Origin of the sequence: Arthrobacter sp. N199823 (assembly GCF_002929705.1) — a bacterium.
In the GTDB taxonomy this organism is placed as follows: Bacteria; Actinomycetota; Actinomycetes; order Actinomycetales; family Micrococcaceae; genus Specibacter.
In genome coordinates this window covers 157816-170224 of the sequence record NZ_PJIN01000006.1, presented here as the reverse complement: position 1 = coordinate 170224, position 12409 = coordinate 157816, and the positions used below count along the sequence as shown (strand labels likewise).

Sequence of the window (12409 nt, the reverse complement as noted above, 5' to 3'; positions counted from 1 at the left end):
CGGCGTCGTCCTTTGCGTTAAGCGGTGGCCAGCCGCCGTCGCATCGCGGCCAAGCTGGTGTGCGAGCTGGCGAGGGCGGATTCTGCAGGAAGGAATCCACCCTGGCGGGTTAGCGGGTGATCGTGCCGGTGGTGACGAAGGCCGTGGTGGAACCGGGTTCAATCTCCGTGCGGCCAGCATCTTGGATCACAGGACCCTTGCACTTGCGGGCGCCCTTTTTGAACTCCCTGGCCGCAAGTTCCTGCACGCCAACGGGGCAGCCGGCGTCCAGCCACCCCTGGACGGCGGCGGGCTTGGATTCGAGAACCCACGCGAAAAGTGCGTGGGCGGCCTGGGCGGCGGCCTTACCGGTGGACATCTCCAGGGAGCCATTGAGGACGATTGTCAACGGCTGCGGCGGGAGCTGCGCGCCGGGTGGCAGCTGGGTCCCGGAAACCTGAAGCTTGGACAGCAGCTTGGGTAACGCTGCGGCTGGCATGGGCGGCAGGCCAACGGCGCTGGCTTCTCCAACAGTGGCGAGCACATGATCGGGGAATGCCGTGAGTACCTTGGCGAACATCTTGGCATCGGCCCGGCGCACGGACTTGGCGAAGTGGCCCGCAGCCCAGATCCGCCAATCGGGGTTCTGGGGATCATGCAGGTACGCCTGAACTGATGCCAGGGCTGCTGCGGCAATGCCGTGCTGCTCACTGGCGGGTTCTTCCCGGTCCACGAGCAAGATGATGGGTTGGACTAGTTCTTCGGCAGCGCGTTCGCTAAATTCACTCACCCACCAAGCGTAGGGGTAAGCGCTGCAGCGTGTGACAAGCTGGAGGCTGTTCTCTTTTTCGCTGCGCACCGTGGACACGTCACCTTGGAGACTTCCACGTGCGCTCGGCACAGCTCAGGAGCTCCCATGCGTAAACCACTCACAGTAGCGGCCCGGGCTGCCGTGGAGCCCTTTGCCGTCATGGATATTCTGCAACGAGTGGCCAGTCTTCGCGCCGCCGGGCGGGACATCATTTCCCTGTGCGCCGGTGAACCCAGCGGCGGAGCCCCGAGTGCTGTCTCGGCCCGGGCCGCACAAATCCACACGTCAAAAATCCCGTTGACGTACACGCCGACCCTTGGTTTGCCGGAGCTCCGCCAGGCTATCGCGGGGCACTACAAGCGCTGGTACGGGATCGAGGTGCCGGCCAGGAATGTTGCCGTGACCACCGGTTCCTCCGGCGCATTCATGCTGGTCTTCCTTGCCGCGTTCAACCCCGGCGGCAAGGTGGCTTTGGCGCGTCCCGGCTACCCTGCTTACAAGAACATCCTGAAGGCCCTGGGTATTGAGGTGGTGGAACTCGACGCCGGATCAAGTTCCCATTTTCAGCCCACCCCGGAGTTGCTCGAGGCAGCCGTTGCCGAACACGGGCCACTGGCCGGGTTGGTGTTGGCATCACCGGCTAACCCCACCGGCACCATGGTTTCACGCGCAGAGTTGGCCGCTCTAAACCATTGGTGCGGTGCGAACGGTGTCCGATTGGTGAGCGACGAGATTTACCACGGCATCACCTATCCCGCCCCGGGTGATGCCGATCCCCAAGGAGTCTGCGCCTGGGAACTGGAGGCGTCCGGCGTCGTGATTTCCAGTTTTTCCAAGTATTGGGGCATGACCGGGTGGCGGCTGGGGTGGGCTCTGGTCCCGGATGATCTCATTGCGGGCGTCGATGCGCTCGCCGGAAATGTTGCCCTCTGCCCGCCAGCACCGGCGCAGTTGGCGGCCATTGAGGCATTCAGCGAGCAGTCCTATGCCGAAGCCGACGCCTTTGTGGCGGAATTCTCCCGCACCCGCGATTACATTCTGCGCAAGGTAGCTGACCTCGGCTGGATTGATGCTGCCCCGGCTGACGGCGCCTTTTACTTCTACGCCAACTTGGGCCCGGCGCTGGCCGGCTTTTCCGACTCCACAGAGTATTGCGCGGCGCTGCTGGAACGGGAAGGAGTTGCCTTGGTACCAGGCGGAGACTTTGACTCGGTGCATGGCAGTGCCACAGTCCGGTTGAGTTTCGCCGCCGGGTACGACGCCGTCAGTGAAGCATTAGTGCGGATCGAAAGGTTCCAAGCCGCCTCGCTGGGGGACGTTTAGCGGGCTAGCTCGCCAGCTGTTTTTGCGTCTTGGGGATGCGGTCGCGATCGTAGGTGATGGTGCTGTACCCGTGGGGCGCAGGTTTGCCGTCGTCCCCTAGGTTCACAAAGACGATGCTTTCAACCGTGAGGATTGATTCGCGGGTGAAGATATTGCGCACTTCGGCGCGCATGGTCAGAGAGGTGCGGCCGAACTTGGTCGCTGTCAGTCCCATCTCGATCAAATCGCCCAAGGCGGCCGAGGAAACGAAGTTAATTTCAGAGATATATTTCGTCACGGCCTTGCCGTTACCCAGCTGCACGATGGCGTAAATCGCGGCTTCTTCGTCAATCCAACGAAGCAAGCTGCCGCCAAAAAGGGTGCCGTTCGCGTTCAGGTCTTCGGGTCGAACCCATTTGCGGGTGCGGAAAGTAATATCGGCGGTGTCCATACAGTAAAACTTACCGGGCCAACGGGGCAGCTGTGCCATGAATGTTGCCGATAACACACCATGGTATGTACCACTAATGAAGCGTCGTGCAGCGGCTGCGCCGGGCACTCAAGAACCCTTTTCTGCTCGTGAAAGCAAGCAGCTGATCTAGAACGCAACGACGGCGGCACCCAAGGTGCGCTTGAAAACGCAACGTGAGTGCCGCCGTCGAACATCCCCAGCTGCTCCAGTAAGGGAGCGGTTTGGGACTTACTTGTTTAGGTGATCCACCAGGGACTCCGCGATGCCGATGTAGGTGCCCGGGGTCAGCGCCAGGAGGCGTTCCTGCGCACCGGCTGACAGGCCCAGCCCGGAGACGAATTCCTGCATGCGCGCAGCATCTACGCGGTGGCCGCGAGTGAGGTCCTTCAGGCGCTCATACGGGTCGGCCATACCGTCGACGCCGGCGATGGCCTCGGCGCGCATGACCATCTGGATGGCCTCGGCGAGGACCTCCCAGTTGTGGTCCAGATCCTCTGCCAGCACTGCTTCAGCGGTGTTGAGGCGGCCCAGGCCACCCAGCACGTTGTTGATGGCCAGCAGGGAGTGGCCAAAGGCGACACCGATGTTGCGCTGGCTGGAGGAGTCGGTGAGGTCGCGCTGCCAGCGGCTGGTGACCAGGGTTGCGCCCAAAGTGTCCAGCAGGGCGTTGGAGATCTCTAGGTTCGCTTCAGCGTTTTCGAAGCGGATCGGGTTGACCTTGTGCGGCATGGTTGAGGAACCCGTGGCGCCCGGGACAGGGATCTGCGCGAAGTAGCCGATGGAGATGTAGCTCCACACATCCGTGCACAGGTTGTGCAGAATGCGGTTGAAGCGTGCCATGTCGGCGTAGAGCTCAGCCTGCCAGTCGTGGGACTCGATCTGGGTGGTCAGCGGGTTCCAGGTCAGGCCCAGTGATTCAACGAAGTTCTTGGCAACATCTTCCCAGTCGGCTTCCGGCACGGACGCGTAATGTGCTGCGTAGGTTCCGGTGGCGCCGTTGATCTTGCCCAGGAATTCGGTCTTGGCAATGCGGTCCAGCTGACGGGTCAGGCGGTGTGCGGTGACGGCCAATTCCTTACCCAAAGTGGTGGGGGTGGCGGGCTGGCCGTGCGTGCGAGAAAGCATGGGGACGGCGCGGTTTTCCTCTGCCATCGCAGCGATCTTGGCCACGAGTGCGCGTGCGGCGGGAAGCCAAGCATCCTCCACGGCACCCTTGACGCCCACGGCGTAGGAGAGGTTGTTGATGTCTTCGCTGGTGCAGCCGAAGTGAACCAGCGGCTTTAGGTGATCCAGGTCCAGTGCGGCAAGGCGGTTACCGATGAAGTACTCCACAGCCTTGACGTCGTGGACAGTAACCTTCTCGATGTCGGCCAGTTCCTTGATGGAGTCTGCATCAAATTCGGTCACGATGGCGCGCAGGCCAGCCTGCTGCTCAGCGGTCAGCGGCTCGGTGCCGGGCAGGACATTGTTGCTGGTCAGGTGGATGAACCACTCAACTTCAACAGCGACGCGGTCGCGGTTCAGGGCAGCTTCGGAGAGGTAGTCAACCAGGGGTGCGACGGCGCCGGAGTAGCGGCCATCAAGGGGCCCCAAGGCGATGCGCTCGGAGGAAACGGCCAATGACTTGCGGCCGGAAGGGATGCGGGCTGTGGCATTTGCGGAATCAGACATGGCCTAATTCTTTCATGAACCGCCCATTCCTCCACAGCGGGGGTATCTAGCTGGACAAGCCACATTTCGCAGGGATGCTCTGGTGCAGCCTTTAGCTGGCGATCTAGGGTTGGCTTCTCAGGCGGCAGCGGCCAGCTATTTGGGAGCAACGCTGCCCGACGTGGGCAGGTCTACTGCGTGGATAGTGAAGGAAGGCGGTGCATCACATGACAGCAGCAGAAGCCTTCCGCGGTGGGCTTGGAGGACTCGGTGGGCTTGGGCTTGGTGGTGGAATCGGCCCTGGCCTAGGAGTTGGGGTTGGCCTAGGAGCGGGTGGCCGGGCCGGGTCGGATCCAGCGGCACTGGCTGCCATGGCTCAGCGGCTGGCTGGAATCTCACAAGAAATGGGGGCCTTGCGGCTACAGCTGGGACAGGTGGCACTTCTGGACTGGAAATCTCCTGCCGCAACCGCTTTCAGGGAGGAATTATCAGCACGGGATGCGGCAATGCAGGCGGTGGTTCGGGCCATTGACAGCGCAGTTAATGCGGTTGGCGCCTACGGATTCGCTGTGAGCGACAGCCCGGATTTTTGCTTCAACCCAGAGCTGCCGGGGCAAGGGGCTCCGTGGTTTGCCGGAGGGTCTGGACCTAGTTTTGGCCCGATTGTTGGCCTTGGGCTCAGCGGTGCAGGCGTCGGAGCCGACGGAGCCGGTTTTGCCGGGTTTGGACCAGGGTATGGCCTTGGGAACGCCGGGGTTGGCGGGGCGTTTGGCACCAGTAGTGGAGGGTAACGGAACTAGGCATCCAGGGTGGTTCGGTGGCAGTCGGGGGCGCAGGTGCGTGATTCTCGTGATTCGCCGGTGAAGAGCAATGGTGAAGTTTTCGGCGGGGAGGGTGGGAACATGAGCGACCAGGAAGGGGATTCCACCACGTTTTCCATAGAGGGTGGGGTGGGGTCAGTTAGTTACACCTTGGCGGAGATCGCCGGAGCTGGAGACCAGTTGGGAGCCTTGGCGCAACTCATGATCCCGCTCGTGAACAGTCTGCAAGCTGAAGGGTCATGGTTGGTGGGGGCTACAACAGCGGCCTCGCCGTATCCCTATGGAGCCGTCGAGGCCGTTCGTACTTCTGTGTGGACTGCTAGCCGGGCACAAGTAGATATCGCCGCGCTCGCCCGGAAGGCTCAACTGGCAAAGGCGAACTATGAAGCTGCGGAAGCGCACAATGTCGCCATAGTGGCGCGGATGGGCAGGCTTGACGCTCTGCGCAAGGGACTGAATGCCTGGAGCTGGGGCCCCCTCGCCCCCTTGGGGGTAGCGGCCGATGTGTCAGTTCTCCTTCGTCAGCCAGGGGCCGGGCTGCGTGAGGTGATGGAGAAGATTCTCAACAACGGGGGTGGCTATGTGGCAGGCCTGCTGGGGCCTGAATACGCGATGACCTATCTTCTGTCCCAGATCCGCAGGCAGAGAACGTCAGGGGTCATCCCGGCCATTGTCCTGAGGAAATTCTTCGACGAAGCGGGGTTGGCCCAGCCGGGAAAGGTGGCAGTACGTGCAGTTCCTGCGCAGGAATGGGATCCTGCGGAACCGTATTTCCCTCCCGGTCATGCATCCTCCAGCGAAGGTACTTCTTGGAAGGTCCGGGCCAGCATTGAGGGCCTCTTGGCTGGCAGCAGCGACGCTTACAAGTATCCGCCAGGGTCCATCGGTGTAGTCCGGATCGAACGCCCTGATGGAAGCAATGTGTGGGTGGTCCATCTGCCGGGAACTGAAGATTGGTCCACGGTAGACAGTGCAAACCCCTTTGACATGGAAGGCAATATGGAAGGGCTAACAGCGGCCCAACGGGAAGCGTTTAAGCAGCAGGACGTGGTGGTGCAACAGCTTATTAAAGAAGCATTGCGGGCCTCGGGTGCGCTGCCAGGCGAAGATGTACTCCTCACCGGACACAGCGGCGGCGGCATTCACGCGGCCGCGGCTGCGGCGGACCCGGCCTTCCGTGCCGAGGTAAACGTCAAGATGATTATTATTGCCGGGTCGCCAGCAAGGAATGCGGAGATTCCCGAGAGTATTGCCGTGGTGGATCTAGAAAATGAGCACGATATTGTCACGGCGGGTGACTACGGTCCACCAGAACCGGCACCGAACTGGGTGACGGTGACATCGCACCGCCCGCCCATGGCGAAAGGAGGGGATTTAGGCGACGTCATTGAGCAGGCGCACTCCTTGGACAATTACCTACTGGATGCTGCGGCACTTGATCAGTCTGACAACCCTGCAGTTGAGGCGTCCAGAGATACGCTGCGGACAATTTTGGCCGCGGGGGTGGGCGGAGCGGCCGTCGCTGGCACCAAATGGGTATACCAAGGACGGGACGTCAATGATCAATCCAAGCCGGCACCCAAACCACTTGAGATGCAAAAACCAACCCGGCGTTCAAGAAAGCCAACAAAGCTGGCATGAGCGGTTCGTCCGGACCCGGTATTCACAGGCCGGCAGTGGCCTCTAGCGGCGAGAGGCCGACTTGCCCACGTTGGAAGTCAACATTGAAACGACACTGATGATCAGGGCGGCCAAGATTGCCGTCCAGAAGAAATCGTCAATAGTGAAGTGGACGGGCGTGTAGGTGCTGAGCCATGCCGTCAACCACAACATGGCGGCGTTGATGACGATGGTGAACAGACCCAAGGTCAAGATGGTCACTGGCAGCGATAGCAACTTCACAATGGGCTTCACCAGCGCATTGACCACACCGAAAACCAAGCCGATGAACAAATACCCCAAGGCCGTGTTGATAGTGTCGCCTGTGCCGGAGGGCCCGCCAATATTGGAGCCAACAACCGAGGCGGAGGCAATGTGCATGCCGGGCAGGATCCAACTGGCAATCCAGAGGGCAACGGCATTGAGCACTATTTGAATGACGATTCTTCGCATGGCTCCATAGTTCCACAGTCCAGCCACGGAGGGCACTATGGAAATAGCCTTCTCGGCCATTAGCTCCTAATGTCCTCCCTGGTCTCGCTTCTCCCCACCCGCTCCCAGTGCTCGCGCGCTCGCATTGGGTCCCTCGCGGGCGTGGGCCCCCACCCAGGGCCCCTCGGCCATTAGGCTTAGTCCATGACCGAGACTCCTACTCCTTCCGATTCAGTTGTGCATCCCCGTCCGGCGGTTGGCCGCCTGCCCAAGTATGTTGCGGGGAAACCACCGGTGGATGTCCCCGGTCTGGAAAGTTTTAAGCTCTCATCCAACGAGAACCCCCTGGGCCCGGTACCGGCCGTCATGGACGTGTTGCGCAATGCCGCTGACATCCACCGCTATCCAGACGCGGGCAGCAGCCGCCTGTGCGTAGCCCTCGGCGAGTTCCTCGACGTTCCAGCTACTGACATTGTCCCGGGCGCAGGAAGTCTAGGGGCGCTGAACCAGATTCTGGCGGCTTTCGCAGGACAGAATGACAACGGTGTGCACGACGAGGTTATCTACGCGTGGCGCTCCTTTGAGGCCTACCCCATCTGTGTTGGACTTGCCGGTGCCACAAGCGTCCAGATTCCGGTACGCGCAGATGGCAGCCATGATCTGCCCGCCATGGCCGCCGCCGTCACTGCCAGCACGAAGGTAGTGCTGCTGTGCACGCCGAATAATCCCACTGGACCTGCCTTGGGTGCCGTGGAAACTGAAGAGTTCATCCGCAGCATGCCCCGGGACGTGGTCATTGTCATTGATGAGGCCTACCAAGAATTCGTGCGTGCAGCTGACGCCGTCAACGGTGTGGATCTATACCGCAAATACGCCAATGTCATGGTCCTGCGGACATTCTCCAAGGCGCATGGACTGGCCGGCCTACGCGTGGGCTACTCGATTTCGCAGCCCGAAGTCACCCAATACGTGCGCGCAGCAGCAACACCGTTCGCCGTCTCTGGAATTGGCGAATCGGCCGCTATTGCGTCGATGGAAAACTACAGCCAGGTTGTGGAAAGAGTACAAAGTCTGGTTGATGAACGTGACCGTGTCGTGGCCGGTCTGAAAGATCTTGGCTGGGACATTCCTGACGCCCAAGGCAACTTTGTGTGGCTGCCTTTGGGGAGCAACACCCAAGAGTTTGCCGCTCTGGCGCAAAGTCAAGGGCTCTCCTTGCGTGCCTTTGGGAACGACGGCGTCCGGGTGAGCATCGGTGAGGTGGTGGCGAACAGCCGGTTCCTTGAAATCTGTGCGTCCTATACAAAAGAGCCACGGCGTTCCTAGCGGTTAACAAAGGCAGTATTTGCCGGGCTGTACCGATACAGTTGTAAATCGAAAACGTATATATATGCACACCACGGAATGCATTCCGAAGGCGGCATATATCGGCACCAACGAGTCGTGACGGGGCATTTGAAACCCCGGGATTCGGCAGACGAGGAGACAGCATGGGCGCCGCCCAGCAAGCTGACACAGGCACATCAGGATCAGGTGCTCCGGCATCGCCGCGCCCGCAGGCAGGCAACCAAGCAGGCAACCCGCCGGCGGGGAGCCAGGCGCCGAGCTCAGCGGGAAACTCAGCCGGTGTGCTGCGCAACGCCGGGGTAGGCCCCGATGAAGCCGTCCAGCTCCTTGATGAGCATGGCGCCACCCATCACGATGCCACTTTCAGCTCTTACATTGAGAAGCTTGACCCGGACGTCCTGCGTGGTTTTTACCGCGACATGGCAACTGTGCGTCGCTTCGATACCGAAGCCACGGCACTCCAGCGCCAAGGTGAGCTGGCACTGTGGGTCCCTGTCATTGGCCAGGAAGCTGCACAAATTGGTTCTGGCAGCGCCATGAACAAGGCTGACTACGCGTTCCCCACCTACCGTGAACACGGCGTGGCGTTGACGCGTGGCTTGGATTTGGCGGATCTACTCAAGCTCTTCCGCGGTGTCACCAACGGTGGCTGGGATCCTCGCGAGACCAACTTCCACCTCTACACACTGGTCCTGGCCGCGCAAACACTGCATGCCGTGGGCTACGCCATGGGGATCTCACGTGATCTGGTGGCCGACCCCACAACCGAGCCAGCCGCCGTCGTTGCTTACTTTGGTGACGGGGCCAGCAGCGAAGGTGACGTCCACGAGTCCATGGTCTTCGCGGCTTCTTACGACGCCCCCGTGGTGTTCTTCTGCCAGAACAACAACTGGGCAATCTCCGTCCCGTTCGAAGTTCAGTCAAAGATTCCGTTGGTCAACCGTGCTGCAGGATACGGAATGCCCGGCATCCGAGTTGACGGCAACGACGTCCTGGCCGTGTACGCCGTAACGCAGTGGGCACTCGATCACGCCCGCAGTGGCCACGGACCCGTGTTCATTGAGGCCTCCACCTACCGCGTGGGCGCGCACACCACGGCGGATGATCCCACCAAATACCGGATGAACGCCGAAGAAGAGCTCTGGAAAACCCGGGATCCGCTGGCTCGTCTCGAGACGTATTTACGCGCCGAGAACCTTGCTGATGACGCCTTCTTCGAGCAGGTGAAGAACGACGGCGACGAGCTGGCTGCCCATGTACGCCGCACCACGCTGGCGTTGGGAAGCGCGGATATTCGCCACAAATTCGCCACGGTTTATGCCGAGGCACACCCTCTCGTGGCCGAAGAACTGGCCTGGTTTGAAAATTACGAGGCGTCCTTTGCTGACGTCGACACTGAAAACGCACAGGGCGGTGCCGCATGAGCACAATGACCATGGCCAAAGCCATCAACGAAGGCTTGCGCGCCAAGCTGGCGAATGACCCCAAAAGCTTCCTCATGGGCGAAGACATTGGGTCCCTAGGTGGCGTCTACCGCATCACCGAAGGCCTGAAGGCAGAGTTTGGCGCCCACCGCGTCATGGACACCCCGCTGGCCGAATCCGGAATTATCGGCACGGCACTGGGTATGGCGCTGCGCGGACACCGCCCGATCTGTGAGATCCAATTTGACGGCTTTGTGTTCCCGGCCTTCAACCAGATCACCACACAACTGGCCAAGATCCGCACCCGATCCGACGGTCAGCTCAGCGCACCGGTTGTCATCCGCATCCCCTACGGCGGCGGCATCGGCTCCATTGAGCACCACTCCGAATCTCCGGAAGCGCTCTTTGCTCACACGCCAGGGCTGCGCATCATCACCCCGTCTAACGCCAATGACGCTTACTGGATGATCCAGCAGGCCGTTGAATGCAAAGACCCCGTGATTTTCTTCGAGCCCAAGCGCCGCTACTGGCTCAAGGGTGAAGTGGACACCGAGAACAGCCCGGGAGATCCCTTCAAGGCCCATGTTGTCCGCGAAGGCAGCGATGCGACGCTGGTGGCTTACGGCCCGTTGGTGCCTGTGGCACTGGCAGCAGCCAACGCCGCCGCCGAGGATGGACACAGTGTGGAAGTCATTGATCTGCGTTCCATCTCGCCCATCGACTTTGACACCGTTGAAGCCTCCGTCAACAAGACCGGACGGTTGGTAGTGGCCCACGAGGCACCCACTTTCGGTGGCATTGGTGGAGAAATCGCCTCGCGCATCAGCGAACGCTGCTTCTACTCACTGGAGGCCCCTGCCATTCGCGTGGGCGGATTCCACATGCCCTACCCCGTGGCGCGTGTGGAAGAGCATTACCTGCCGGACATTGACCGCATGCTGGAGGCGTTGGACCGCGCCTTCGCATACTAGGAAGGCCCACCATGTCTACCCTGAACTTCTTCAAGCTGCCGGACGTCGGCGAAGGCCTGCTGGAGGCCGAAATCGTCACCTGGAAGGTCAAGCTCGGCGACATTGTCGCCGTCAATGACGTTCTCGTGGAGATTGAAACGGCCAAGTCACTGGTGGAACTACCCTCGCCGTACGCCGGTGTGGTGGCCCAGTTGATGGTTACTGAAGGCGAAACGGTGGATGTGGGAACCCCCATCATTGCCATCGGTTCCGAGGTTACCGGGGCCGCTGCCGCACCTGCGCCGGCATCCCCTGCGCCTGTCGCTGCTGAACCCGAAGCCGAAGTGCTCAAGCCGCTGGTGGGTTCTGGTCCCAAGGCCGACGCCGTCAAGCGCCGTCCGCGGATCAGCTCACCCTCCGCCGCACCCACCCGAGCCGCAGGGCCGAACCAAAGCGCGCCCGTCACCCCGGCGCCCAGTGCCGTGGCGCCTGCCCCGGCACCTGCTGTGCAGCCCGTTGTACCAACTTCCGCGGCAGCTGCCGCAGCGAAGGCACCTGGCCAAGATCCGGCGTCGAACTTAATCACGAACGCGGCGGCAACCGTCAGCCGCATGGTGGCGCATGCCAACCGGGTTCTGGCCAAGCCGCCGGTCCGGAAGGCCGCCAAAGACATGGGGATCGACCTGAGCGAGGTTTCCGCCACGGGACTCCGCGGCGAAGTGACCAAGAAGGACCTGCTCAGCTACCAGGATCAGCGCACGGCCGAGCACGACGGCGCCGGTACTTTCTGGGCGCCAGCGACAGGCACGGGGCTAGAAGATGACCCGCGCATTGAACGTATCAAGGTCAAGGGCGTGCGCAAGGCGACGGCCAAAGCCATGGTGGAAAGCGCCTTCTCCGCGCCGCATGTGAGCATTTTTGTGGACGTTGACGCCTCGCGCACCATGGAATTCGTCAAGCGACTGAAGGTCTCACGCGACTTTGAGGGCATCAAGGTCTCGCCGCTGCTGATCCTGGCCAAGGCCGTAATTTGGGCGGCAGCGCGTAACCCTTCCGTCAATGCGACGTGGACCGGCGATGAGATCATCATCAAGCACTTCATGAACCTGGGTATTGCCGCGGCCACCCCGCGCGGGCTTATGGTGCCGAATATCAAGGACGCGCAAAACCTCTCGTTGAAGGAGTTGGCCATTGCGCTGAACGCCCTCGCCACCACTGCTCGGGCTGGCAAAACGCCTCCGGCTGACATGCGCGGCGGTTCGCTGACTGTCACCAATATTGGCGCCTTGGGTATTGATACGGGGACGCCCATCATCAATCCGGGTGAGGTCGCAATCGTCGCATTCGGCACCATCAAGCAAAAGCCGTGGGTGCTGGACGGGGAAGTCATTCCACGCTGGATCACCACGCTGGGCGGATCGTTCGATCACCGCGTGGTTGACGGAGACCTGTCTGCCCGCTTTATGGCCGACGTTGCCGCCATCATGGAAGAGCCGGCGTTGCTGCTGGACTAGCCGCTTGCGCAAAAGTGCTGTTGTTTGACGTTTTCGCTAGGGTTCAAA

Annotated in this window: 11 protein-coding genes; 7 read left to right on the top strand and 4 right to left on the bottom strand. The window is 61.3% G+C overall.

Annotated features, from left to right (window positions below; all coding sequences use genetic code 11):
• Positions 1 to 109 precede the first annotated feature (109 nt).
• Positions 110 to 769: a peptidyl-tRNA hydrolase gene (locus CXQ93_RS14365; protein WP_146073229.1), complete on the bottom strand. Its 660-nt coding sequence runs from the start codon at positions 767 to 769 to the stop codon at positions 110 to 112.
• Between the two features lie 126 nt (positions 770 to 895).
• Here CXQ93_RS14365 and CXQ93_RS14360 point away from each other — a divergent pair, with 126 nt between their 5' ends.
• Entirely contained in the window at positions 896 to 2113 is a 1218-nt protein-coding gene (locus CXQ93_RS14360) for an aminotransferase class I/II-fold pyridoxal phosphate-dependent enzyme (protein ID WP_104111110.1), read from the top strand.
• A gap of 4 nt (positions 2114 to 2117) precedes the next feature.
• Here CXQ93_RS14360 and CXQ93_RS14355 read toward each other — a convergent pair whose 3' ends face one another.
• Positions 2118 to 2543, bottom strand: coding sequence for an acyl-CoA thioesterase (locus CXQ93_RS14355; protein WP_104111109.1), 426 nt, complete (start codon positions 2541 to 2543; stop codon positions 2118 to 2120).
• Between the two features lie 249 nt (positions 2544 to 2792).
• Complete coding sequence (purB, locus tag CXQ93_RS14350; RefSeq protein ID WP_104111108.1) at positions 2793 to 4235, bottom strand: adenylosuccinate lyase; 1443 nt, start codon at positions 4233 to 4235, stop codon at positions 2793 to 2795.
• A 206-nt stretch (positions 4236 to 4441) separates the two neighbouring features.
• Between purB and CXQ93_RS14345 the strand changes: the two genes are divergently transcribed.
• Positions 4442 to 5005, top strand: a complete 564-nt coding sequence (locus CXQ93_RS14345; RefSeq protein ID WP_104111107.1) for a WXG100 family type VII secretion target — start codon at positions 4442 to 4444, stop codon at positions 5003 to 5005.
• A gap of 111 nt (positions 5006 to 5116) precedes the next feature.
• Positions 5117 to 6676: a hypothetical protein gene (locus CXQ93_RS14340; RefSeq protein WP_146073228.1), complete on the top strand. Its 1560-nt coding sequence runs from the start codon at positions 5117 to 5119 to the stop codon at positions 6674 to 6676.
• A gap of 42 nt (positions 6677 to 6718) precedes the next feature.
• Here CXQ93_RS14340 and CXQ93_RS14335 read toward each other — a convergent pair whose 3' ends face one another.
• Positions 6719 to 7147 carry a phage holin family protein gene (locus CXQ93_RS14335; RefSeq protein WP_104111160.1) on the bottom strand — a complete coding sequence of 143 codons (429 nt, stop codon included), beginning with the start codon at positions 7145 to 7147 and terminating at the stop codon, positions 6719 to 6721.
• Between the two features lie 183 nt (positions 7148 to 7330).
• On the opposite strand from CXQ93_RS14335, the gene CXQ93_RS14330 reads away from it, so the two are divergent.
• The 4 genes from CXQ93_RS14330 (at position 7331) to CXQ93_RS14315 (ending at position 12361) form a co-directional block, all read left to right on the top strand.
• On the top strand, positions 7331 to 8452 hold the full coding sequence (locus CXQ93_RS14330; RefSeq protein ID WP_104111105.1) for a histidinol-phosphate transaminase: 1122 nt from the start codon (positions 7331 to 7333) through the stop codon (positions 8450 to 8452).
• Between the two features lie 164 nt (positions 8453 to 8616).
• Positions 8617 to 9897 (top strand): pyruvate dehydrogenase (acetyl-transferring) E1 component subunit alpha, encoded by a 1281-nt coding sequence (gene pdhA, locus CXQ93_RS14325; RefSeq protein WP_104111104.1) that lies wholly within the window; start codon positions 8617 to 8619, stop codon positions 9895 to 9897.
• Positions 9894 to 10868 carry an alpha-ketoacid dehydrogenase subunit beta gene (locus tag CXQ93_RS14320; protein ID WP_104111103.1) on the top strand — a complete coding sequence of 325 codons (975 nt, stop codon included), beginning with the start codon at positions 9894 to 9896 and terminating at the stop codon, positions 10866 to 10868. The genes pdhA and CXQ93_RS14320 overlap by 4 nt, the downstream gene beginning before the upstream one ends.
• A gap of 11 nt (positions 10869 to 10879) precedes the next feature.
• Positions 10880 to 12361 carry a dihydrolipoamide acetyltransferase family protein gene (locus CXQ93_RS14315; RefSeq protein WP_104111102.1) on the top strand — a complete coding sequence of 494 codons (1482 nt, stop codon included), beginning with the start codon at positions 10880 to 10882 and terminating at the stop codon, positions 12359 to 12361.
• Positions 12362 to 12409: the final 48 nt, after the last annotated feature.

Coding starts and splice junctions, on each gene's coding strand:
- CXQ93_RS14345 (WP_104111107.1), top strand. CDS start 4,442: ATGACAGCAGCAGAAGCCTTCCGCGGTGGGCTTGGAGGACTCGGTGGG.
- CXQ93_RS14330 (WP_104111105.1), top strand. CDS start 7,331: ATGACCGAGACTCCTACTCCTTCCGATTCAGTTGTGCATCCCCGTCCG.
- CXQ93_RS14335 (WP_104111160.1), bottom strand. CDS start 7,147: ATGCGAAGAATCGTCATTCAAATAGTGCTCAATGCCGTTGCCCTCTGG.
- CXQ93_RS14355 (WP_104111109.1), bottom strand. CDS start 2,543: ATGGACACCGCCGATATTACTTTCCGCACCCGCAAATGGGTTCGACCC.
- pdhA (WP_104111104.1), top strand. CDS start 8,617: ATGGGCGCCGCCCAGCAAGCTGACACAGGCACATCAGGATCAGGTGCT.
- CXQ93_RS14320 (WP_104111103.1), top strand. CDS start 9,894: ATGAGCACAATGACCATGGCCAAAGCCATCAACGAAGGCTTGCGCGCC.
- CXQ93_RS14340 (WP_146073228.1), top strand. CDS start 5,117: ATGAGCGACCAGGAAGGGGATTCCACCACGTTTTCCATAGAGGGTGGG.
- CXQ93_RS14360 (WP_104111110.1), top strand. CDS start 896: ATGCGTAAACCACTCACAGTAGCGGCCCGGGCTGCCGTGGAGCCCTTT.
- purB (WP_104111108.1), bottom strand. CDS start 4,235: ATGTCTGATTCCGCAAATGCCACAGCCCGCATCCCTTCCGGCCGCAAG.
- CXQ93_RS14315 (WP_104111102.1), top strand. CDS start 10,880: ATGTCTACCCTGAACTTCTTCAAGCTGCCGGACGTCGGCGAAGGCCTG.